The following is a 23157-nucleotide window of genomic DNA, read 5'->3' as shown; positions in this document are numbered from 1 at the left end:
CAGAAGCGCAGCCTGGTGCGAAAACCATTTCACAGATTTCGGAGCGCGCTCTAATGCGGTAGTGATAAAATTAAAACTATAGTAAGCAGCAACGAAATAACATCAGGAGTGACAGTGTGAGTGAAATAACCGTAGAAGAAGCAACAAACCTTATTTATGAATCGCTCCAGGCAGATAATTTGGACATCGACTTGCATATTGCGACCCTCAAAGCAGCATTGGCTCGTACGGGTTCGAAAGAAGCCGTCTTCGATCCGGCCAAACTCGTTCAAAATAACCGTTCAGGCAGAAAGCTCATGCAAGCTTATTTTCGCCAGCGCGGCGTAACCGTGAAATATCTGGAATCTTAAATAACTTTTGCTGGCCGGTATCCCTACGAGGACAAATCACACGTGTAGAAAATCGTTTGCAAAGCATTCGACCAGCACACGGCGATTATTGGCAATTGGGATAGGCCAGCATGAGCTTTGCACGCTCAGTCAGACATAAATAAGCGCCAAACAAAAAACTGAAGCATACAGCAATGCGCATATTTCCAATTCCAGAATAATAATGGGATTACTTAGCTTTTTTCGTCAAAATCCATAAAAGATAAAGTCCGCCGAGTAACCCTGTAGTTAGTCCAATCGGCATCTTGATGTTCAATGGAAAATGCTGCGCAAATAAATCAGCTCCAACAAGCAAAACTGCTCCCATAAGCGCACTTGCAATCAAGGGCACTCCCGGCGCGTGTGTCAGTCGACGCACAAGCTGTGGAGCAGCCAGTGCAATAAATGCGATCGGCCCTGTGGCGGCAGTGGCGACTGAGGTGAGCGCAACAGCGACAAGCACCATCGCAAGACGCGTGGTCTCAACAGAAATACCCAATTGACGCGCTGCATCATCGCCCATTTCAAGCAGACTGATGCGTTGAGCAAAATAGATGACAATGGGAACAACAATGAAAAAGCCAATTGCTGCCGGGATCGCGTGTGACCATGTTCTGGTGTTAAGCGATCCTGCGAGCCAGAGCTGAGCGGAAGCGGCCTGATCAATATCTCCGGCGACCAGCAATACGGTATTTACGCCCGAAAGAACGGCGCCAACACCAAGCCCGATCAGAATGAGCCTATAACCGCCGGTCGTCCTGCCTTTCAAAGCCAGTAGGAACACAATCATGGCCGTTCCCAAGCCTGAAAGTACTGCCGCAAGCGCTGTTTCAAAGGGGCCAGCGTTAAAGAGAATGATCTGAACGATAGCTCCGGTCGCAGCACCCGTCGTAAAGCCGATAATGTCGGGCGAACCGAGCGCATTGCGCGAGATTGACTGAAAAATCGATCCCGCCATACCAAGCGATGCCCCCACGAAAATCGCCGTTACAAGCCGGGGCAACCGAACACGCATAATAATACGCTCTGCGGTCGGATTGGTCGCATCTCCAAACAGGCTATTGAAGATTTCGCCGGGCGAGAATGACATCGTTCCGGTGCCTATATGCAATATGCCAAGCGTAACCAAAAAACATATCAGACTAACGCAAACGACCAGCGTGCGTGCTCTCCATTGGATAGAGATATTTCCCAGTCTGAAAACGAATTTGCGTTGATTGCTCATAGTTTTGACAATCGAAACTGGCGCACGATGATGATGAAGAATGGCCCGCCAATCAGCATCGCTATGATCCCTGCCGCGACTTCTGCGGGCGCAGCAACCACGCGCCCCACAATGTCTGCGCCGAGCAACAAAATAGCTGCAAACAATGCCGAATAAGGCAATATCCAGCGATAATTTGGCCCGACAATTGTTCTTGCAAGATGGGGTGCAACCAGACCGACAAATCCAATTGGTCCGGCACCCGCCGTTGCTGATCCTGCAAGAAGCATGACCGAAAGGCATGACAGGAACCATGTGGCATAAACATTGACGCCAAGTGCAGCACCCAGTTCTTTTCCGAGTGCAATCGCATTCAATTTGCCAGCAAGCGAAAAAGCAATCAGCAAGCCAGCTGCCACGGAGACAGCCAGTACCTGAATAACATCATAGCCTCGGCCTTCAACCGAGCCTGCCGACCAGTTTCGGAATTGGTCCAGCACGTCCGTTGGTGCATTGATTATGACAATGCCGGTAATTGATGCCAGCACAACAGAAAGTCCAGCGCCAGCCAACACCAGACGCACAGGATTGGTACCCGTGCCATTGGCTTGTCCCAGAATGAACACGGCCACGCCTGCGAGACCCGCTCCAGCAAAAGCGAACCAGACATATTGCGCCATGCTTGTTAGATTAAATGCCACGATCCCTAAGATCACAGCCACGGCTGCACCCGAATTGATGCCGAGCAGCCCCGGCTCCGCGAGTGGATTACGCGTTACCGCCTGCATGATTGCGCCTGCGACGCCCAGCGCAAGACCTGCAAGAATCGCAACTACCGTGCGTGGAATACGTAGTTCGCGAACGATCAGATGTTGATCATTCTGCAGATCGGGCTTCCATAGAGCTTGCAAACTATCGCCAAGCGGGATCGTGCGGGAGCCGAGCGTAAAGCTCAAAATAATTGCGATAAACAACACCAGCAACCCGACACCCAGCCCCCATACCCGACGCTTGCGCAGATATGTTGCTGTCACCCTAGAGGCGGGAGCGGGAGCGGTGTTTTCGGCGATCATTTACGGAAATTGGCAGCCACAATATCGATCAACTGAATACCAGAATAGTAGTCGATCCGAAATGAGGTCGCGCCAAGCGGATAGACCTGCTTGCTTTTCACAGCATCAAGATTTGCAAGCACTGGGTCTTTCAAAAACGCGCTCACATCGGCATCAAGCCCACGCAACAGGAATACACTTTTGCCGGTAATTGCGGCTGAAAGATTCTCATGCGATATAAAATCGAAGTCCGAGCTGCGTGTCACCTGCCCGGCGAGTGACGCCGAAAGCCCCTCCACCTTAAAGCCAAGAGCCTGAAGAAGCTGCCCCTGCGCACTGTCGGTCTTGCCGATCGAATAGCTGTTGCCGATATTATAGCCCACGATCGTAATGGGCTCGCTGGGAGCTACCATTTCCGAAGCCACTTTGGCGGCATAATCGTCAAAACGCGCAGACGCTGCGATGGCTTCCTGTTCAAGACCAGTCGCTCTGCCGATTTCGGCTGCAATGTCCTGCCAGCTTTGGTTGGAATAATTGACAACCATCGTCGGAATGCCCTGTGCTTTCAGCTCTGGGTAATGCTGCAAAACGCTGTCGGCACCGGTTGCCGATGCAATCACCAGATCAGGCTCAAAGGCAATAATCGCTTCAATATCGAAATCGAGATTAGAATACAGAACCTCAACACCCCGCTCGTCGGCAACTTTAGCCCATTGCGAGAAAAAGCCTTTATCATCACTGAGAATGCTTGGCGTGGTCGCAGTGCTGGCAATCAAAGGCGCATTGATCGCCAGCAGAATGCCTGTCAGGCTTGGTGCGGTCGAGACAATGCGTAAAGGCTTTGACTTTAATGTCAGTTCGCCCGAATAGTGCTTTATGGTTCGGGGCCAACTGTCATCCTGAGCAAGGGCAAGTTTCAACGGCAGCATCAGAGCTGCAAGCACAACGAGAACTGAGGCGATGATTTTCGAGGGTTTCACGACCGATCCTTATCTGAGATCGTTATTCTGCGGTTCTGGCTAAGTGAGGACACTTTGCTAAAATATGAATGTTGCGCTCCATATTGCAGAACGCATTCTACAATGCAATACGGGGCGATAATGACGAGCCGCCGATTTTCTACCTGCTGCCTTTAGGACTCCATATATGACGCATCGCCTTCGCGCCGATACCGTAACGTTGAAATATGATGAGCGCACTGTCGCGCGGGATCTGTCTGTGGCTATTCCAGACGCATCTTTTACGGTGATTGTTGGTCCGAATGCTTGCGGAAAATCAACGTTGTTGCGGGCGCTGTCGCGTCTGTTAAAGCCATCAACTGGCAAGATCGTGCTGGATGGCGGCGACATTGCAAGCCTGCCAGCAAAGGAAACGGCACGTCGTCTTGGGCTATTGCCACAAAGCTCGATTGCGCCGGAAGGGATCACGGTTGCCGATCTCGTTGCACGCGGACGTTATCCGCATCAGTCATTTTTGCGGCAATGGTCGGAGGCCGATGAGGCCGCTGTAGCGCTTGCCATGGCATCAACCAAGATAACCGAACTTGCCAACCGTCCGGTGGATGAGTTGTCTGGCGGCCAACGGCAACGTGTCTGGATCGCACTGGTGCTGGCGCAAGACACGCCAATCCTGCTGCTTGATGAGCCAACGACCTATCTCGACATTGCACATCAGATTGAATTGCTTGATCTTCTGGCTCAGCTTAACAAGCAGGGGCGTACCGTTGTTGCTGTCCTGCATGAGCTCAATCATGCATGCCGCTATGCGTCGCATTTGATCGCTATGCGCGATGGCGCATTGATCGCACAGGGGAAGCCCGCCGATATTGTGACGGAAAAGCTGGTCGAAGAGGTCTTCGGACTGGCTTCGGTTATCATTGCGGACCCTGTTTCCGGCACACCACTTATTGTGCCGAAAAGCAGCGCCTCCATTGACGAAGTGGCCTAACTTTCAGGCATCTCCAGCTTTGTATCGACGAGCAATCCGCCGGTTGATTCATTGACCACACAGGCTTCATGAAAAAGCGCCCGGCGCTCTTCGTCAGTGCGCAACTGGCCAAGATCAGCGACCGTTGTCATCACACATACAATTTCGCCCTGTGCATCGAGCACGGGTGATGCCTGCCCGGTGACGTTTGAAAGAAGGTGACTGGTCATCTCATACCATCGATCTCCACGCACCTTTTCCAGAATGGCTTTCGACGGCGGCGTGCCGCGAAAATTTGCGGGCTGAACCTTGCGCACCGCATCGATGCTGCTCTTTGGCAGAAAAGACTGAAAGACTAATCCGCAAGCCGTGTTATCCACCGGTAGCGTATCACCGAGCGCCAAAGGATTGACCGAGAAATAAGCACTTCGATACCAGCGCACCAAAGTCGGGCCGCGATCTGTCCAGATCGCAACACCGCCACTCATGGCGTGTCGCTGCGCAAGCGCTTTCATATGTTGGGCTGCGATTTCGACAGCATCGACTCGCTTCAATGCACCAATGCCAATGCTCAGAGCTGTTGGCCCAAGATCATAAAAGCCACTGACCGGATCCTGCTTTGCAAGCCCTTCCTTGACGAGGCTCTGCATATAACGATGCGCGGTCGATCCGCCTGTACCTGCACGCTTGGCCACTTCGCCAAGCGGAAGCTCATTTTCGGCATTCGCCAGAATCTTCAGAAATTTCGCGGCAATGGATACCGACTGAATCGTGCCGGAACGCTTATCGCCCGCACTTTCCGTTTCATCGATTGAAACGCCGTCTTGTTCTTTCAAATGCCTAGCCTCCCGCCAGACAGGCGTATGCCCATCCGTAATCCTCTATTCCGCTGGGGCCATGTGTAGCGCGAACCGCGTTGAAAATCATACGCGACACAATGCGCATGCGATCACGACACGCAAAACCCTCTGCCTACTGGCAGTGATAATCCGAAGCGTTGCCAAAGTGCAACAACCTAAATCAGCTTGCATTCATACCGTATTGCGGTATGCATTCCTTATTGCGGAATTACAATAACGCAGATAACAGAACATGAACTACATACTCATGTTTTGGGGCGACCTATGAATATCCATTTTACCCGCGGCTTTCTCTATAGTGTCAGTGCACTGACACTGGTCGCAATTTCTGCAACAACCGCTTTCGCGCAGGATGCCCAGAAGACGACCGAATCCAAAGGATTGGTTCTCGATACTCTGGTCATCACCGGCGAAAAAGTCGCCCGCGACATCAAAAATACGGCTTCTTCGGTGACGGTCATCACCGGCAAAGAAATCAGTCGTCAAAAGACAGGCGACACTTCGGTTTCCGAAGTTGTGCGCGGTACGCCGAATGTCGTTTATACCGATACTGTCAGCGCCCCTGTTATTCGTGGACAAGACGCGCAAGGCCCAAACAATGGTGCAACGGCTTTCTTTTCGGGCACAGTTCCTCGTGCCACGATCAATCTCGATGGTCATTATCTGAACTATAACGAGTTCATTTTTGGCTCCACATCGGTGTGGGATCTCGACAACATCGAAGTTTTCCGCGGCCCGCAAACTACGTCGCAGGGTGCAAATGCGATTGCCGGTGCAATTGTCGTCAACACCAAAGACCCGACCTTCGAACGCGAAGGCGCTTATCAGGTCGAAATTGGAAATTATAATTCCAAGCGCACTTCGATCATGCTCAACAGCCCGCTTTACAAGGACGAGCTCGCTGGGCGCATCGCTGTCGACTATTCAGGTCGCGATACCTTTATCGATTATGTAAATCCCGGTTTTTATTCTTCAGGCACGGATCAGGACTTCAAGTCACTCAATATTCGCTCCAAGCTTCTTTGGCAGCCTGCCGAGCTTCCCGGCTTTGAAGCGAAGTTGACTTACTCCTTCAACAAAAGCAAACGCCCGACCTATGAAGCTGCAACGCCACTCTATTATGAGCTGGACTATAGCGGTGCGACACTGCCAAGCTGGAAGCAGAACACCAATACTGGCATTCTCGATCTGAGCTATGAGTTTGAAAATGGCTTCAAGCTTCATAATCAGACGCAATATTCGGATTCGTCAGTCGAGCGCCGCGTGGGCATGGCGCATAATGGTGACGCTAATATTGATCAGACCAATATTTCAAACGAAACACGCCTGACCTTCGGCAATCAGGAAGATGTCCTGAGCGGTGTGGTGGGTCTTTACTATGCGCATACGAAGACCGATGAATTTCTCGACTTGATAAACAATGCAAAAAGCCCCCCGAACAACTACATCTCAACATTTGACGATGAGAAGACAAATGTTGGCCTGTTTGGTGAATTGAGCTGGCGCATTGATGATCAATGGACGCTAACGAGCGGTGCTCGCTTCCAGCATGACAGCATTCAGCGCGACGGTACATCTGTCTATGCAAATACACCGGTCAAATTCGACGAGTCTTTCTCCGCTTTCCTTCCGAAAGTATCATTGGCTTATGCGATCACTCCTGATCTGACTGTCGGCGGTCTTGTTAGCCGTGGTTACAATCCCGGTGGTGTCTCGCTCTATTTGAACACAGCCAATCCAAGTTTGAGTGCATGGAAGAATTTCGACGAAGAAACACTCTGGAATTATGAGCTGTTTACACGCGCTGAGTTGCTGGACAATAAGCTCGTTATAAACGGCAACATTTTCTACATGGACTTCAAGAATGCTCAGTTCAACATTCCCGTTGTTGTTTCCCCGGGCGTAACACAAGCATATACGGTCAATGCTGAAAAAGCGCATGCTTACGGGCTTGAGCTTGGTGCAGACTATCAGGTCCTTGATAATCTTACGCTTAAGGCCGGCTTGGGCATTATGCGTACAAAAGTCGAGGAAATGTCTTGGAATCCAGCCTACGACGACAATGAATTTGCCAAGTCACCGGGTTATATGCTGAACTTTGGTGCGAGCTGGGATGTCACTGAGAAGCTCAACCTGTCGGGTGATGTGCGTCATATCGATGGTTACTATTCGGATGTTGCGAACACACCGGGATACTGGATTGACTCCTACACACTCGCAGACGCACGCGTCAGCTACGAGTTTAATGAGAAAATTCAGCTCTACGGCTTTGTGAAGAACATCTTCAACGAACGCGTCCCCACCTCCAAACAGGCGACACGCGGCCTGAGCGGAGCAACAACACAGGCAAGCATGACACTGCCACGTACTTTTGGGATTGGCCTCAAAGGCAGTTTCTGATTACCTGCATAATGCTTGATCAACCGCGGGCTTTCGGGTCCGCGGTTTTTGTCTTGAAAAGAAACCGGAATTAAACATGACCACGCGCAAAAAGCTTCATATTGGTATGTCTCTCGCTCCGACCTGGCTGAGCAATGATGGTTGGCGACATGACAACAGCGACATTGAAGGCGTGTTTGGTTCTGATTTTTATGTCGATATTGCGCAGCGCGCTGAAGCAGCCAAACTCGATTTCGTATTTCGGCCTGACAATCTGTTTCTCAACAGCCAAATCATGGAAACAACGCCGGGTTTTGCAAGTCTTGATGCCACTGTGCTGATGGCAGCACTTGCGCGCGAGACTTCAAAAATCGGACTTCTGACCACTGTTTCAACTACCTTTATGCCGCCCTATGTGGTTGCGCGGCAAGTTTTGTCGCTGCATCATCTAAGCAAAGGCCGGGCGGGTTGGAATATTGTTACCGCGCTCGACGGCAATGTAAATTTCGGTCTTGATGAGATGCCAACCTCAGACGAGCGCTATGCGCGCGCCGCAGAGTTTACGCAAATCGTAAAAGAGTTGTGGCAGAGCTTTCCAGGCTCTGCTTTGAAACGCGACCGTGCCACCGGGCATTACGCCGACCCATCGCAAATCAAGCCGATAGATCACGAAGGCGACTTCTTCAAAGTCAAAGGTCCGCTCAATATTCCTTCGCTTGAAGAAGTTCCAATTCCGCTGTTTCAGGCTGGAGCATCGCCAGCGGGACGCAATTTTGCAGCTTCCGTCGCAAATGGCATTTTCTCTGCAACGCCTGATATCGAAGCGGCAATCAGCTTGCGCAATGATTTGCGTTCATTGGCTGAAACGCATGGTCGTCAAGCTGACGATGTTCGCCTGCTTCCCGGTTTGAGCCTGTATCTTGCCGCTTCACGCGCCGAGGCTTGGGAGTTGTTCCACGATACGCATAAGCGCGGCGACCGCACGCGGAAGATTACCTATATCCGGGACATGACAGGGCTTGATCTGACTGACTGGCCCGAAGATCGGCCTATCAGCCCATCCGATTTGCCGCCGCCGCCCGAAAAGACCCGCAGCAAAACTCACGCCGGATTGTTGCAGCGGCTTCTTTTAAAAGAAACGCTCTATATCAATGATCTTTTGCGCCGCCCGGAAGTCATCAGCGCTGCACATTGGCAGGTGATTGGTACGGTCGATGATGCGGTAGAGGAAATCCAGAAATGGTCAGACGCCGGAGCGATCGATGGATTTATCACCGCGCCTGGCGGCTCGACATCGTCAATGCATCTTGCGCTTGATGAGTTGATGCCGCGTTTGTCTGAAGTGGGCCTACTGCGTTCTGAATATGCTGGCGATACATTCGCGCAGCATATTCTACAGGATTAACAAACCCGACATCAGCATGGCATCACAGGCAAGTTGCAACTATTGCGAACTAGAATACGAGCGAGCGATAGCCACCATTGTGATAAACAAGCGGTTCACCAGCGCTTGATACAATCTTCAATGCGCGTCCGATAATAATTGCGTGTGTATGGCGTTCGATCACGTCATCGACTGCGCAGTCAATTGATGACAGCGCGCCAGAAAGTGCGAGTGCCCCGCTTTCCAATTCAAACCACTCTGCGCCTTCATAACGCGCAGCACCTTTAATGCCACCCTTGCCGGCAAAGCGATCCGCAATCTCTTGCTGAGTTGACGACAGAATATTAACGCAAAAATGGTTGTGGCGACTGATAACCGGCCACACGGAAGAGCCACGATTGATGTTGACGATGATCGTGGGTGGATCCATCGACAGTGCGGTCGCGGATGTAACCGTCGCTCCGGATTTATGTTCACCACGCCCTGCAGTCACGACACTCACACCACCTGCTAATTGGCGCATGGCAGTTTTCAGCTCAACCGCTTCAACGGGAGCTGTCAGATCCTCAGATATTTCGGAGCGCGGATTGCGAAGATAGGTCACCGTCGAAGCCATGGGGTCAGCCTTCTAAAACTTCTCAAATTTGCTCATGAGTAGCATGCAAGTCATTAACATCCGAGGATCGGTTTTTCATATTCGACAAAATTAGTAGAAAATTGCCCCACACCAATTTTTGTTATGAAGACCGCTTTTTTTAAGACCGTGATGATAGCGAGCTTCGCATGGTTTCCCGCACGACTAGATAAGCTTGATCTAGAAATTGTTATTTGTGAATCGTCCTCCCCGCAGCGTAGAAGTTTTTGCCAAGCACCGTTATGGTTTGCTCCAAAGAAGTTAGGGAGTATTGCGTTGAAAATTTTTATTTTTGGCAGCGTGAATGTGGATGTCAGCGCCAGAATGGCCGCACTGCCGCGTCCGGGCCAGACAATCAATGCGTCCGGCTATGGCATCGGCCTTGGCGGCAAGGGCGCCAATCAGGCTGTAGCCGCAGCAAAGCTTGGCGGCGACGTTCGTTTTGTCGGTGCCGTCGGCAAAGATGCTTTTGGCGAACTGGCTATCAAAGAAATACAGCAGTTCGGCCTGAATACCAATAGTGTTCGGATGGTTGATGGTGCCGATACCGGCATTGCAATTATTCAGGTTGAAGAGGCCGGGCAGAACACGATTGTTGTTTGCGCTGGCGCCAATGCAAACTGGACTGCTTCAGATGTGAAGGCTTACGAGCCAGATATTGCTAAGGCTAAGATCACGCTTTTGCAGCGTGAAGTCCCGCATGAGGTTAATCTCGCAGTTGCTAAAGCCGTGAAGGCCGCCGGCGGCACTGTCCTGCTCGACCCTGCCCCGGTGGGTGACGCGAGCCACATGGCTGATCTGATTTCATTGAGCGAAATAATCTCCCCCAATGAAACCGAAGCCGCTGAAATTACCGGCATTGAACCAACAGATATTGCGTCGGCGGAAGCCGCTGCGCGCAAGCTTCTCGAACGCGGACCGAAGATCGTAATCGTCAAGCTTGGTGGCCGCGGCTCACTGCTCGTGAGCGCTGATGAGGTTAAGCACTTCGAACCATTCAAGGTGAAAGTGGTCGATACGGTTGCGGCGGGCGACAGCTTCAATGGTGGTTTTGCGGTTGCTTATTCGCAGGGTCAGTCGCTGCATGATTGCGTGCGCTTTGCGTCGGCTTCCGGTGCCATTGCAGTGACGCGCGTGGGTGCTGGATCGGCTGCGCCGACTGCTGAAGAAGTCGCTGAACTTTTACGAAATCAGCACTAAACGCAAAAAATGCAATAAAACGTTGATGCCAAAAAAGCCGCGAGATTGTGAATCTTGCGGCTTTTCGTGGCAATTCTTTGATTTCAGCATTGATAGATGAGTTCAAAGCGTTGCGAGACGTTCGGTCAGCAGCGTGAAGAAGCCATCAGCATCGACATCTTTGATGAAAAGTGCATTCTTCGGACGATCCGTTACGCCCCACCAGTCAACGACCGTTTGTCCCATTGTGAGTTCAGAACTGATCTCGATTTCGACATTGCAATGACGGCCTGCGTAAAGCTCTGGCTTGAGCAAATAGGCGATGACGTTTGGGTCGTGCAGTGGGCCGCCGTCGGTGCCATACTTTGCTTCATCGTAGCGTTCGAAAAACCCCAGCCATGCGGCGACAACTTCTCCGACATGGGTGCCGATGCCACGAATTGCTGCGATGCGCTTCTCGGTGGTCAGAACTTTGTGCGTCACATCGAGCGGCATCATGGTTATCGGGATGTCCGACTTGAAGACGACCGATGCCGCATGGGGATCAACATAGATGTTAAATTCGGCAGATGGCGTAATGTTGCCGCCTTCAAAATACCCGCCGCCCATCAGCACGATTTCTTTCACGCGCTCTGCAATCTTCGGCTCTCGAATGAGAGCAGACGCAATGTTTGTAAGTGGCCCAAGCGGGCAAAGAGTAACAGTGCCCGGCTCCTCTCTCATCAAGGTTTCAATAATGAAATCAACACCATGCTGCGCTTGCAGCGGCATTGTGGGCTGTGGCAGATCATAACCATCCAGACCTGTCTTGCCATGAACCTCCTCAGCCGTAACCAGCGGACGCAGCAGAGGACGGATGGAGCCCGCAAAGATTTTGGTATCTGGCTTTTTTGCCACTTCACAAATGGTGCGGGCATTGACGGCAGTGCGCGCTAACGGGCCATTTCCTGCAACAGTTGTAATACCAAGAATATCGAGTTCAGGACTGGCGAGAGCCAAAAGAATAGCGACTGCATCATCCTGACCGGGATCAGTATCGATAATGATTTTACGGGCCATAGGTGCTTCCTGTTACAATGCCTAGCTATTTCACAAGTGCTTGGCTAGGATGGCGTAAAGTCGGGTCAAAAGGGTTCAGTTTTTCAGAAATTGTCGCTGCTTCACGCTGCAAAAGCTCTGTGATCGTATGCTGACGTTTTTCGGTTAGTCGCGAAGCCAGCGTGCCAATGCTGAGTGCTGCCACCGCTTCGCCATTGCGGTTTAATACTGGAACGCCCAAGCCCGACATGCCGTCAATCATGTTGAAATTGTAGGTGGAGGCACCGGTTTCGCGCACTTCTGCGATCATGATGCGCAGGTCCACTTCGTCAAGCGTTGCCTTGTCCAGAATGCGAGGCATGTTGAAGCGGATGATGGCTTCGCGCTCTTCTTCCGGTAGGAAAGACAGGATTGCGAGGCTGCCCTGACCAATACCGAGCGGCACCTTGCCGCCAATGTCGCCGGTATAAGAGCGGATCGGGAACGGCCCTTCCACGCGATCGAGACAGACGGCATCGAAATTGCTGCGCACCAGCAGAAACACGGTGTCGTTAAACGTTGTCGATAGCCTGAGCAGCGACGGGCGGGCAATGCTTAAAATTCCATCGCGCTGGCGCGCCTGTGCGGCCATGGCGAAAAACTCAAGCGACAGGCGATAAGCTTTCTTGTCGGGAAGCTGCTCGACAAGGCTTTCGGCAATCAGTGTTTTCAACAAACGATGGGTCGAAGGCTGGCTTAATTCCAGATCGCGGGCGAGATCAATCAGGCGGACGCCGTCCTCGTGGCTGGTGGCTAGACCTTTCAAAATATGAATTGCCTTCACCAGACTTGAGTTAAGCGAGGTGCCAGATTTCATATTTTCTGATATATCATCCATTAAATTGCTTCCAAATTTTGTATTTTAAAATAAATATATAATTTCTTCCGGAATTGAAAATTATAATTTGTAATCGTTCAAAATTTTCTGCCATTTAAAATCCGTCGCCAATGGGAAGGTCCGGCAAAGGCATCAGGATAGATGCTATAAGCGGATCGGCGGTTTTATCTTGAAGTACGGGGAACGCTAAGGTCGCAAACCTGACCGGATTGTCATGCGTTCAAACGAACCAAGTCTGATCGGCGCCAAATAAGGCGCGGTCGAGCCGCTCCCGCCAGCCAAGCCCTATCGAAGAGGCGACGTGAGACAACATCACGGCGCTTCCGTTCCCCCAGCCTATGGCGGAGGTCTTGCCGAGAGGGAGACGCAATGAACTTTTTGACCCTTTCCAATATTTCCCGTTATTACGGCAAGTTCGCTGCCGTAAATGACTTCAATCTGGAGATTGAAAAGGGAGAGTTCATCTCGCTTCTCGGACCTTCGGGCTGTGGCAAAACCACGACATTGCAAATGATCGCCGGTCTTGTGCCGCCATCATCGGGCACGATTACGCTTGATAATCGAGACATCACCCGTCTTGCACCAGCCAAGCGCGAACTGGGCGTAGTGTTCCAGAGCTATGCACTCTTCCCGCATATGACAGTGGCGCAGAATGTGAGCTTCGGGCTTGAGATGCGCAAAGTGCCAAAGGCTGAGCGCGAAAAGCGCGTTCGCGATGTGCTGGAACTGGTGCGTCTGAGTGCGCTTGCGGATCGTTATCCGCGTGAAATGTCGGGCGGTCAGCGTCAGCGTGTGGCGATTGCCCGGGCGCTGGTCATCAACCCGCCGGTGCTGTTACTCGATGAGCCGCTTTCCAATCTCGACGCGCAGTTGCGCGAAGAAATGCAGTTTGAACTGCGTCGCATTCAGCGCACGGTTGGCATCACAACTATTATGGTTACGCATGATCAGGCGGAAGCGCTGTCGATTAGCGACCGTGTCGTAGTTATGGAAAAGGGCCTGATTACGCAGGTTGATGCGCCGTATAAGCTCTATGAGCATCCGCATAACCACTTCATTTCCAACTTCGTTGGGAAATCGAACTTCCTCAAAGCCCATGCCGATGGCGAGCATATTACGCTGGCCGATACGCAGATCCGTTTCCCAGCCAAGGATGCATCTGCTTCTGGCGAAGTGTCGGTGTTTATCCGTCCTGAAAAAGTGCATCTGGTGGATGCCGATGAAGGCCATGTCAGCGGTGAAGTCAAAACCCGCTATTTCATGGGCGCGCAGTGGCTGCTCGGCGTCTTAACCCCTGCCGGTATGCTGAATGTAGCCTTGCCAAACCTCGGCAACCCGCCGCCGATTGAAGGCAGCAATGTTGGCCTCAAGTGGAACCATGACGATTGCCGCATCCTGAATAAGGGAGCGCACTGATCATGAGTGTCGCTCACCAAACAGGTGCTCAATCAGTCTCTGGGGAGACGAAAGAACGGCGCAATTGGATGCCGGTCTTTCTGACAGGCCCATCCACTCTGATGTTTTTCGCGCTGGTGCTTTTGCCGCTGGCACTCACCGTCATGCTGTCGTTCAACAGCTACAGCTATGACAAGGGCATCGAAGCCGTCTATACAATCACCAATTATACGCAGGTACTTCAGGACCCTTATTACCTGAACATCTTCTGGCGTACGTTGCGCCTTGCGCTGATTACCACCGTCATTGCGGTTATTATCGGCGTGCCGGAAGCCTATATTCTGTCAAATATGCGCGCGCCATGGCGCTCGATTTTCCTGCTGGTGATTATCGGTCCTCTGCTGGTTTCGGTTGTTGTGCGTACCTTTGGCTGGAGCATGCTTTTAGGCCGCAACGGGCTTGTGAACAGTGCACTGGAATTTGTCGGCCTGCCCGCCCAGCAAATCCTTTATACAGAAACGGCAATCGTGATCGGCCTTGTGCATATCATGCTGCCGTTCATGGTGATCCCGGTCTGGACCGTGCTGCAAAAACTCGATCCGACGGTTGAAGCGGCAGCGCTTACCCTTGGTGCGTCGCGCTTTACGGCGCTGCGCCGCGTAGTGTTCCCGCAGGCGGTTCTCGGCATTCTGTCGGGTAGCCTGATTGTGTTTGCACTCTCGGCAAGCTCATTTGCGATCCCGGGTCTGCTGGGTGGCCGTCGTCTCAAGATGGCAGCCACGGTTGTATATGACGAGTTTCTCATTGAGCTCAACTGGCCGCTCGGTGCCGCGATTGCGATCATCGTTCTCGTCGCCAACCTCTTCATCATGATTGCCTATAATCGCATGCTCGAAGGGCAAGCGAGAAAGAAGCTGGGATAACCGAATGACAAAGAACGGTCCTTTCGCACTCTTCTTTCACACGCTGGTCGTCATTTTCATGCTGGCACCAATGGTCGTGGTTTGTCTTGTGGCTTTCACACCTGAAAACACGCTGACCATGCCATGGAACGGCTTTTCGTTGCGCTGGTTCTATGCCGTATTCGCGCATAACGACTTCATGACGTCGTTCTCGAATTCGCTGAAGCTCGCAATTTTTTCGGCCACGATTTCGACATTGCTTGCCGTGCCGTCAGGCCTTGCGATTGCGCAGTATAATTTCCGTGGCCGCGATGCGCTGAACGCGTTATTTTTGTCCCCGCTGATTATCCCGCATCTGGTGCTGGGTGTCGCCTTCCTGCGTCTCTTCTCGCTGATGGGCTTGACCGGTTCGTTCGGCTGGCTGGTCGCAACCCACGTTATTGTTGTTACACCTTATGCACTGCGCCTCATTCTGGCGTCATTGAGCAGCATGGATCGTAATGCCGAGAACGCAGCGCGTACGCTGGGTGCTGGCGAATGGACCGTGTTCCGCCGCGTGACATTGCCGTTGCTTCTGCCGGGATTGTCGGGTGGCTGGCTGCTTGCTTTCATCAATTCGTTTGATGAACTGACCATGTCGATATTCGTCACTTCGCCATCCACCGTTACGCTGCCTGTGCGCATGTATATGTATGCAAGCGAATCCATCGATCCGATGATGGCGGCCGTTTCGGCGCTGATGATCCTTGTCGCGACTGTGACCATGGTAATTATCGACCGTCTATTTGGTCTCGACCGTGTCCTTGTGGGCAAGGGTTGATAGGGGCATACACATGGCGGTTTCAACCTCGCCTCTCACGCCCCAGTTCCGCAGACGTTATCGTCTGGATGAACAGCCGGTCGGTTTTCTGCTCGACGGCGTCCCTTATCAGGGACGTCGCGGCGATACGGTGCTGACGGCAATTCTCTCGGTACAGAGCAAAGTGCGTCATACTGAATTTACCGGCGAGCCACGGGCAGGGTTTTGTCTGATCGGCGCATGTCAGGATTGCCATGTCATGATGAGCTGCGGCGGGCGCGTGCGCGCCTGCACGACGCTGCTTGAAGAGGGCATGTCCTTTGTGACGGAGCCACTCGCATGAGTACGGTTCTCAATCCGGTAATCGTGGGCGCTGGTCCTGCTGGTATTCGTGCAGCGGAAATGCTGGTCAAAGCCGGTTATCGTCCGATTGTACTGGATGAAGGCATGCGCGCTGGCGGACAGATTTATCGCCGTCCGCCATTTGATGATGGCCGCAGCTATAAAGCGCGTTACGGTTCGGAAGCACATAAGGCGCAAGCGCTGCATCAGACCTTTGATCATTTGCGCGATGCGATTGATTATCGCCCGGAAACGCTGGTCTGGAACATTTCACGCGATCAGACCAATCGTCTTGATCTGATGTCAGCCGGTGCTCATGTGCAATTGCCCTATAGCCACTTGCTGCTTGCAACGGGTGCGACTGACCGCGTGCTGCCATTTTCCGGCTGGACAAAGCCCGGTGTTTATACGCTTGGCGCATCGCAAACGGCATTGAAAGCACAAGGCTGCACGATTGGCGAGCGCGTGGTTTTCATGGGTTCTGGCCCTCTGCTTTATCTGGTGGCATGGCAATATCACCATGCTGGTGCAAAAGTTGCAGCGGTTCTTGATACTGCCTCATTCAGTTCAAAATTTCATCTGGCGCATTTGGCTCTTCACGCACCGCGCATCGTGGCGCTCGGCGCTTATTACGGTTTGCGGCTGAAGCTTGGCGGCGTTCCAATCCATTATAATGTGCGGCCTGATGAAGTGCTTGGCGCGGGTCATGTCGAAGGCATTCGCTATCGCTCCGGCAATCGCCAACGCGAGATCGCATGCGATGCACTGGCCTATGGTTTTGCGCTGCGGCCTGAAACCCAGCTTGCCGATCTCGCAGGTTGTGATTTTGGCTTTAACGAGCGTGACCGTGCTTGGCTGCCGGTGGCGGATACTCTGGGGCGCACAAGCGAGAGCGGCGTTTATGTTGCGGGCGATGGTGCTGGAATTGCCGGTGCGGATGCAGCCGAAATTCGCGGGAAACTGGCGGCAATCGCCATGATCCGCGATCTCGGTGGCACGGCAGATGCAGCGCTTGAACAGCGTCTTCATCGCGAGCTTGATGCGATCTATCGTCAGCGTCTTATCCTTGAAAAGGCATTTCCGTTCCCGCGTGATTGGTTTGAAACCGTCGGTCAGGATGTGACGCTCTGTCGTTGCGAAGAAATCAGCCTTGGTGAAGCGCGCGATGTCATCAGCAATGCGAAGACGCAGGAAATCAATCGGCTCAAAGCTTTGAGTCGTGTCGGCATGGGCCGTTGTCAGGGCCGCATGTGCAGTGCGGCGGCTGCCGAGTTGCTTGCATCCATGCAGGATAAGTCGCCTTCGCAGGCGGGGCGCATTCGTGCGCAGGCACCAGTCAAGCCGATCCCGCTTGGCTTTGGTGCGAAGTCTCAGCACGAGGTGCTGCCATGACAAAACGCCTTCAGGCTGATGCACTGATTATCGGGGGTGGTATTGTCGGCGGCTCAGCAGCGCTTTTCATGCGCAAAGCGGGGCTCTCGGTTATCCTGCTGGATAAAGGCTTTTGCGGTGCGCAGGCAAGCGGCGTCAATTATGGCGGTGTGCGCAGACAGGGCCGTGAGCCGGAGCAGATTCCGCTTGCGCAACGTTCGTTCGATCTTTGGGGACGCCTGCCGGAGCTGATCGGTATTGACGGCGAATATATGCGTAGCGGCCATCTGAAACTGGCGCGCACACCTGAACAATTTGCAAAGCTTGAAGCCTATGCAGCCAAAGTGAAGCCGCTTGGACTGGAGCTTGAGCTGATCGGCGGCAATGCCGTGCGCGAACGCTTTCCATGGCTGCCGGGTGATGTGGCCGGTGCTTCGCTTTGTGCAGAAGATGGCAATGCCAATCCGCGTCTGGTGTCGCCTGCTTTTGCACGCGCTGCAAAAGCGCTTGGCGCAACGGTGCTGGAAAATACGCCTGTGCATGAGGTGCGTTCGACAGGCGACGGGTTCACAGTACTGGCCGGTGACGGCATTGAGATTAATGCAGGCATGGTATTCAACTGTGCGGGTGCGTGGTCGGATAAGTTTGCCGCATCGTTCGGTGAGCAAGTTCCTCTCAAGCGCATTTATCCCACAATGGTTGTGACAGAGCCGATGCCACAGCGTCTGCCGATGAGCCTTGGCGAAGAGGGCGGCGGCTTTTATGGCCGTCAGGTTACGCGCGGCAACTATGTGATGGGCGGTGGGCGCGGAACACCGCTCGAAAACCCGGATTTCTCGCGGCCTTCGGTCAATGCGGCGTCATCGGTGATGCTGCGGGCGATAGAGCTGTTTCCGCATCTCAAACATGCGCAGGTCATTCGCTTCTGGTCGGGCACCGAAGCGGAAATGCCGGATGATAATCCGGTGATCGGCCCAAGTGGCCGTGTCAAAAATCTTTATCACGCCTTTGGTTTTAATGGTGCGGGCTTTCAGACCGGACCCGCTGTGGGCGCAGTTCTGTGCGATCTCGCGACCAAAGGCGAAACAGAAACACCGATCGAAGCCTTTTCGATCAATCGCTTCACTCAAACGAATATCAAGCTTAACATGGAAGGGAACTAAGCATGAAAAATCAACATATTACCGCAATGACGGCAATGGCACTCGGCCTGTCGGTCGCTTTTGTATCGGGCGCGTCGGCTCAGACCAAGACGCTCTATATCGGTATGAATGGCGGCAACATGGAAAAGGCTTACACCGAGAACGTTCTGCCAGAATTCGAGAAGGCAAACGACGTAAAGGTTGTTGTCGTTCCGGGCACTTCGGCTGATATTCTCGCAAAAGCAACTGCACAGAAGGACAACCCTCAGATGCACGTCATGCTGCTTGATGACGGCGTGATGGTCCGTGCGATCAATGGCGGTCTTTGCCATAAAATTACCGATGATGCAGTTCTCGCTGACATTCAGCCAGCAGCGCGTCTGAAGGGCGACATGGCAATCGGCGTCGATATGGGCATGACCGGTATTGCGTATAACAAGAAGCTTTTTGACGAAAAGGGCTGGGCTGCACCAACCTCGTGGATGGATTTTGCAGACGAGAAGTTCAACAAGGCTGTTGTGTTCCAGTCGGCTTCTGCTTCGACCTTTGGTCTGCATGCATTCCTGATGTTCAACCGCATTCAGGGCGGCGACGATAAGAACCTCGAGCCAGGTTTTGAAAAGTTCCCGGACACCATTGGCAAAAACGTTCTGGAATTCATTCCATCATCGGCCAAGATTTCGGAAATGGTTCAGACTGGTGAAGCTGCAATCTTCCCGCTGACACCAACCGGCGTCAACAACCTGAAGGACAAGGGCATTCCGGTTGAATACGCACAGCCAAAGGAAGGCTCGGTTGTTCTCGCAGTGACCGAATGTGTTCTCGCTGGAAACAACGAACCAGAACTCAGTCAGAAGCTTGCACATTATCTGCTTTCGGCTGATGCACAGAGCAAGGCGCTTGATCATGGCAACGTGATCCCGTCGAACCAGAAGGCCAAGGCTGGTACGCCAGAAGCACAGGCCAAGCTTGATGCGTTTAACGGTTACATGAAAACAGCCAACACGCTGGATTGGGATGCCGTGAACGAAGGTCGTCAGCAGCTTAACAGCCGCTGGAACCGCACAATCGAACAATAAGATTTGTTGGTGATTGAAAGAAAAGCCCGCCCTGATTACTCAGGGCGGGCTTTTTGTTACGCTATAACTTTGGCTTTTTGCTTTCGTGCAGATTGCCACACCAGCGGCACAAGAATGAGTGCGACTGCCGGGAAGATTAGCCAGTTGATCGTTTCCCAGCCAGATGAATGCAGCAGTGAGCCGGCAAAGAAAGATGCACAAGCAACTGTTCCGAAAACGAGGAAGTCGTTTGCGCCCTGTGCTTTGCCGCGCTCTTCTGGCCTATGACAATCAGCAACCATAGCCGTTGCACCGATGAAACCAAAGTTCCAGCCAATGCCAAGCAGGATCAGCGAGATCCAGAAATGCGTGAGATCAAGCCCTGATAAGGCAACGATTGCTGAAAGCGCGATGATGAAGAGGCCAATGGCGGTGACGCGCTCTTTGCCAAAACGGGTGATCAGCAGGCCGGTGAAGAAGCTCGGCGCAAACATCGCCAGCACATGCCACTGAATGCCGAGTGCCGCATGATCGATCGAATGACCGTGGCCGACCATGGCAATGGGTGCTGCGGTCATCACGAAGGTCATCAGACCATAGGAAACGACACCCGCAGCAACGGCTAGCATATAGCGCGGGCTACGCAATATTTGCGTCAATGGACGTCCCTTGTTTCCGGATGCCGCTGTTTTTGCGGCCTTTGGCGAGCGAAACAGCATTAGTACAGGAATAGCGAGCAGTGCGAGTGCTGCTTGGCTGATAAAGCTGCCGACATAGGGCGTTTCCGGCAGCGCATCCCGCGTCCAGATAACAAGTTGCGGCCCGATAATCGCTGCTATCAGCCCACCCACCATGACCCAAGAAATGGCACGCGCTTTCAGTGCGCCCGTTGCAGCATCGGTTGCCGCAAAGCGATAGCTTTGCACGTAAGACGCATAAAAGCCTGCGATAAAAGTGCCAAGGCAGAAAATGAGGAACGAGCTTGTGAAGATGCCAAGCGCTGCCACAAGACCTGACGTGATGCCAAAACATGCGCCCAGCAGATAGCCGTTGCGGCGCCCGAATGATCGCATGATGAAGGCGGCAGGCAAGGTGCCAAGCGCTAAGCCAAGGCTAAACAGGCTGACGGGAAGTGTGACCAGCGCCGGATCGGAAGAAAGCTGCTGGCCGACCAGCCCGCCCAGGGAAATGATGATCGGTGGGCTTGCAGCTCCCAGTGCCTGAGCTGCGGTCAACACGAAAATATTGCGTCTGGCGATGGTCTGGTCAGTCATGGTCTTTACTTCTTTATAGTCACTTAAGCAGTTGCCTTCAGTCACCAACTAGCCGTTTGCTGGCATCTGAAAATGTTTGCAAATCACCGCCATCACCTGCTGCGCAATATCGCTTTCAACGCGATACCAAATCGTTTGTCCGTCACGTCGTCCGGCAATAATGCCTTCGCGCCGCAACAATGCCAGATGTTGCGAAACAGTGGAGTCACGCAGGCCGATCAACTCGGCAAGCTGTCCCACTGACTTCTCACCTCCGTGCAGCCGGCAAAGGATCATAAGCCGGTGATTGTTGGCGATTGTTTTGAGAAATTCACTTGCCTTGTCGGCCGCGAGGTGGGTTTTTACACCCGGGTCGATTGGGTTGCTATTGTTCATAGCTACGTATCTACGAAAATATGAAGATATAGTCAATCATTCCCGATGTGCTGTCATATCAGAAAATTTATTTTGGTTCTTTGAGGGTGCGAAAGGGCTTCTGCCTCGTGCCGTGATAATGTAGCGTGCGCACAGTGATTTTGCTGGATTGGCTTGGAGTTCTCGTGCGCATAGCTGTGGTTGGAATTGTTTTCGGTGTTTTGATGTCGGGTCAGGCGCAGGCAGAGGACGACTGGAAAGCCGTTGAAATCATAAAGCCCTACGCGATTAGTGGACATACCGGCATGCAGCTTTATGAATCCATTGGTGAGCGCGGTCCCAAAGCTGGAAAATCCCGCGTGATAGCGCATACGACCTTCGTGCTGACATGGGACCGTAAGTTCGATAATTCCAACAATGGCTGCACGATTGTATCGGCAAAGCCAAAACTCAAAATCACTTATACGCTGCCAAAGCCATCGCAGAAGCTGTCTTCTCCCGTGAAAGAAAATTGGGAGCGGTTCTATGATGGGATCTATAAGCATGAGCTCGTGCATGGCGAAACCGCCAAGGACATGACGCGCGAGATCGTTCGCACGACCGTTGGGCTTTCCATCCCAAACGATCCGAAATGCCAGAAAATGCGTCGCGAGTTGATAAATCGTATCAATGCACTCGTTGCTGTTCAGCGTCAGCAGGGCCGTGATTTTGACCGCGTGGAAATGGGTTCAGGCGGCAATGTCGAACAGCTCGTGCTGTCACTCGTAAATGGCTAATTGGCAGAGTATCGGATATTTACGTTAAATTGCACTCGCAATTTGTCCGGGCTATTCCCATTTGCTGGCTGAAACTCATTATCGAGTTCTCATTCTATTGCCAATTCAGGAGCATTTATGGAACGTTTGATTGAGCGCAGTCTCTTTGCCAGCCGCTGGCTGATGGCGCCTATGTATATAGGGCTGGCTTTAGCGCTGGTCATTCTGGTCTGGGTTTTCATGGTTGAGCTCTGGCATCTTGCCTGGATGATCCCAACCATGACGGTCAACGACGCCGTTCTTGGAGTACTGGCACTCATCGATCTCAGCCTTGCCGCCAATCTTCTGATGATCGTGATTTTTGCAGGCTATGAGAACTTCGTCAGCCGTATGGATCTTGCAGATCACAAGGATCGTCCTGACTGGCAAGGCGAAGTGGATTTCTCGGCGCTCAAGCTCAAGCTGGTTGCCTCTATCGTTGCGATTTCCGGTATCCATCTTCTTAAAGTGTTCATGGATGTGGCAAAATATTCGGCAGACCACATCAAATGGATGGTTGTGATCCATCTGGTTTTCGTCGTCTCGGGCGTACTTCTGGCCGCGATGGACTGGATTGCAAATCACGGCAAGTCACTGAAGAAAAAGGCCGGAAAGGTCTGATACTTTGAAACACATTAAAACACCGGCTTCGCGAACACGAGGCCGGTGTTTTCATTTTTGATATAGCTTATACGACAGGCGGAATAGAATTCTCGCATTTGCATAAACGGCGATATAAGTATGCGCGACATCACAGCCGATTCCGTTTATTTTAATCGGCACAATGTAAAATCCTTAAATTTTGCAGCATTGAAAAGGAACTGA

At 52.4% G+C, this 23157-nt stretch carries 23 protein-coding genes; 14 read left to right on the top strand and 9 right to left on the bottom strand.

Features of this window, described 5'->3' with window-relative positions:
• Positions 1 to 116 precede the first annotated feature (116 nt).
• Positions 117 to 350, top strand: coding sequence for a hypothetical protein (locus ACOZHT_RS10370; RefSeq protein ID WP_339512904.1), 234 nt, complete (start codon positions 117 to 119; stop codon positions 348 to 350).
• A gap of 208 nt (positions 351 to 558) precedes the next feature.
• Here ACOZHT_RS10370 and ACOZHT_RS10365 read toward each other — a convergent pair whose 3' ends face one another.
• From ACOZHT_RS10365 to fepB, 3 genes are read right to left on the bottom strand one after another with little or no spacing between them, the layout of a single operon-like run.
• Entirely contained in the window at positions 559 to 1593 is a 1035-nt protein-coding gene (locus ACOZHT_RS10365; RefSeq protein ID WP_339512906.1) for a FecCD family ABC transporter permease, read from the bottom strand.
• Positions 1590 to 2645: an iron ABC transporter permease gene (locus ACOZHT_RS10360; protein ID WP_339512908.1), complete on the bottom strand. Its 1056-nt coding sequence runs from the start codon at positions 2643 to 2645 to the stop codon at positions 1590 to 1592. The genes ACOZHT_RS10365 and ACOZHT_RS10360 overlap by 4 nt, the downstream gene beginning before the upstream one ends.
• A complete protein-coding gene (gene fepB / locus ACOZHT_RS10355; RefSeq protein ID WP_339512910.1) occupies positions 2642 to 3604 on the bottom strand; it encodes a Fe2+-enterobactin ABC transporter substrate-binding protein in 963 nt (320 codons plus the stop codon). Before fepB ends, ACOZHT_RS10360 begins: the two co-directional genes overlap by 4 nt.
• A gap of 166 nt (positions 3605 to 3770) precedes the next feature.
• Between fepB and ACOZHT_RS10350 the strand changes: the two genes are divergently transcribed.
• On the top strand, positions 3771 to 4571 hold the full coding sequence (locus ACOZHT_RS10350) for an ABC transporter ATP-binding protein (RefSeq protein ID WP_339512912.1): 801 nt from the start codon (positions 3771 to 3773) through the stop codon (positions 4569 to 4571).
• Here ACOZHT_RS10350 and ACOZHT_RS10345 read toward each other — a convergent pair.
• Positions 4568 to 5386, bottom strand: a complete 819-nt coding sequence (locus ACOZHT_RS10345; protein WP_339512914.1) for an IclR family transcriptional regulator — start codon at positions 5384 to 5386, stop codon at positions 4568 to 4570. The two genes, ACOZHT_RS10350 and ACOZHT_RS10345, sit on opposite strands and share 4 nt — an antisense overlap.
• 288 nt (positions 5387 to 5674) lie before the next feature.
• Between ACOZHT_RS10345 and ACOZHT_RS10340 the strand changes: the two genes are divergently transcribed.
• Positions 5675 to 7810, top strand: coding sequence for a TonB-dependent receptor (locus ACOZHT_RS10340; RefSeq protein ID WP_421565670.1), 2136 nt, complete (start codon positions 5675 to 5677; stop codon positions 7808 to 7810).
• 76 nt (positions 7811 to 7886) lie between these two features.
• Complete coding sequence (locus ACOZHT_RS10335; protein WP_339512918.1) at positions 7887 to 9194, top strand: NtaA/DmoA family FMN-dependent monooxygenase; 1308 nt, start codon at positions 7887 to 7889, stop codon at positions 9192 to 9194.
• A 49-nt stretch (positions 9195 to 9243) separates the two neighbouring features.
• On the opposite strand, the gene ACOZHT_RS10330 is transcribed toward ACOZHT_RS10335, so the two are convergent.
• Positions 9244 to 9789, bottom strand: coding sequence for a flavin reductase family protein (locus tag ACOZHT_RS10330; RefSeq protein WP_339512921.1), 546 nt, complete (start codon positions 9787 to 9789; stop codon positions 9244 to 9246).
• A 342-nt stretch (positions 9790 to 10131) separates the two neighbouring features.
• Between ACOZHT_RS10330 and rbsK the strand changes: the two genes are divergently transcribed.
• The gene (rbsK, locus tag ACOZHT_RS10325) at positions 10132 to 11007 is read left to right on the top strand and encodes a ribokinase (protein ID WP_339513076.1); all 876 of its coding nucleotides are present in this window, start codon (positions 10132 to 10134) and stop codon (positions 11005 to 11007) included.
• A 102-nt stretch (positions 11008 to 11109) separates the two neighbouring features.
• On the opposite strand, the gene ACOZHT_RS10320 is transcribed toward rbsK, so the two are convergent.
• Complete coding sequence (locus ACOZHT_RS10320) at positions 11110 to 12045, bottom strand: nucleoside hydrolase (protein WP_339512923.1); 936 nt, start codon at positions 12043 to 12045, stop codon at positions 11110 to 11112.
• A gap of 25 nt (positions 12046 to 12070) precedes the next feature.
• Positions 12071 to 12901, bottom strand: a complete 831-nt coding sequence (locus ACOZHT_RS10315) for an IclR family transcriptional regulator (protein ID WP_421565669.1) — start codon at positions 12899 to 12901, stop codon at positions 12071 to 12073.
• Positions 12902 to 13270: 369 nt separating this feature from the next.
• On the opposite strand from ACOZHT_RS10315, the gene ACOZHT_RS10310 reads away from it, so the two are divergent.
• From ACOZHT_RS10310 to ACOZHT_RS10280, 7 genes are all read left to right on the top strand, one after another.
• Complete coding sequence (locus ACOZHT_RS10310) at positions 13271 to 14317, top strand: ABC transporter ATP-binding protein (protein ID WP_339512927.1); 1047 nt, start codon at positions 13271 to 13273, stop codon at positions 14315 to 14317.
• A gap of 68 nt (positions 14318 to 14385) precedes the next feature.
• Positions 14386 to 15219, top strand: a complete 834-nt coding sequence (locus ACOZHT_RS10305) for an ABC transporter permease (protein ID WP_339513078.1) — start codon at positions 14386 to 14388, stop codon at positions 15217 to 15219.
• A 4-nt stretch (positions 15220 to 15223) separates the two neighbouring features.
• The gene (locus tag ACOZHT_RS10300) at positions 15224 to 16018 is read left to right on the top strand and encodes an ABC transporter permease (protein ID WP_339512929.1); all 795 of its coding nucleotides are present in this window, start codon (positions 15224 to 15226) and stop codon (positions 16016 to 16018) included.
• 13 nt (positions 16019 to 16031) lie between these two features.
• Complete coding sequence (locus ACOZHT_RS10295) at positions 16032 to 16340, top strand: (2Fe-2S)-binding protein (protein WP_339512931.1); 309 nt, start codon at positions 16032 to 16034, stop codon at positions 16338 to 16340.
• On the top strand, positions 16337 to 17731 hold the full coding sequence (locus ACOZHT_RS10290; RefSeq protein WP_339512933.1) for an FAD/NAD(P)-binding oxidoreductase: 1395 nt from the start codon (positions 16337 to 16339) through the stop codon (positions 17729 to 17731). The genes ACOZHT_RS10295 and ACOZHT_RS10290 overlap by 4 nt, the downstream gene beginning before the upstream one ends.
• The gene (locus ACOZHT_RS10285) at positions 17728 to 18873 is read left to right on the top strand and encodes an FAD-dependent oxidoreductase (RefSeq protein WP_339512935.1); all 1146 of its coding nucleotides are present in this window, start codon (positions 17728 to 17730) and stop codon (positions 18871 to 18873) included. The genes ACOZHT_RS10290 and ACOZHT_RS10285 overlap by 4 nt, the downstream gene beginning before the upstream one ends.
• Positions 18874 to 18875: 2 nt before the next feature.
• Positions 18876 to 19931: an ABC transporter substrate-binding protein gene (locus tag ACOZHT_RS10280; RefSeq protein ID WP_339512937.1), complete on the top strand. Its 1056-nt coding sequence runs from the start codon at positions 18876 to 18878 to the stop codon at positions 19929 to 19931.
• 56 nt (positions 19932 to 19987) lie between these two features.
• Here the strand turns inward: ACOZHT_RS10280 and ACOZHT_RS10275 are convergent, their stop codons facing one another.
• Positions 19988 to 21184 carry an MFS transporter gene (locus ACOZHT_RS10275; protein ID WP_339512939.1) on the bottom strand — a complete coding sequence of 399 codons (1197 nt, stop codon included), beginning with the start codon at positions 21182 to 21184 and terminating at the stop codon, positions 19988 to 19990.
• Positions 21185 to 21232: 48 nt separating this feature from the next.
• Entirely contained in the window at positions 21233 to 21559 is a 327-nt protein-coding gene (locus ACOZHT_RS10270) for a metalloregulator ArsR/SmtB family transcription factor (RefSeq protein ID WP_339512941.1), read from the bottom strand.
• 203 nt (positions 21560 to 21762) lie between these two features.
• Here ACOZHT_RS10270 and ACOZHT_RS10265 point away from each other — a divergent pair, with 203 nt between their 5' ends.
• Together ACOZHT_RS10265 and ACOZHT_RS10260 are read left to right on the top strand one after the other, a co-directional pair.
• Positions 21763 to 22314 carry a DUF922 domain-containing Zn-dependent protease gene (locus tag ACOZHT_RS10265; protein WP_339513080.1) on the top strand — a complete coding sequence of 184 codons (552 nt, stop codon included), beginning with the start codon at positions 21763 to 21765 and terminating at the stop codon, positions 22312 to 22314.
• 117 nt (positions 22315 to 22431) lie between these two features.
• The gene (locus tag ACOZHT_RS10260) at positions 22432 to 22953 is read left to right on the top strand and encodes a TIGR00645 family protein (protein ID WP_310013570.1); all 522 of its coding nucleotides are present in this window, start codon (positions 22432 to 22434) and stop codon (positions 22951 to 22953) included.
• The last annotated feature ends 204 nt before the right edge of the window (positions 22954 to 23157 follow it).

The organism is Ochrobactrum sp. EDr1-4 (assembly GCF_049199085.1).
GTDB lineage: Bacteria > Pseudomonadota > Alphaproteobacteria > Rhizobiales > Rhizobiaceae > Brucella.
The sequence above is the reverse complement of the archived record's forward strand: the minus strand, read 5'-3'. Positions and strand labels throughout refer to the sequence as shown.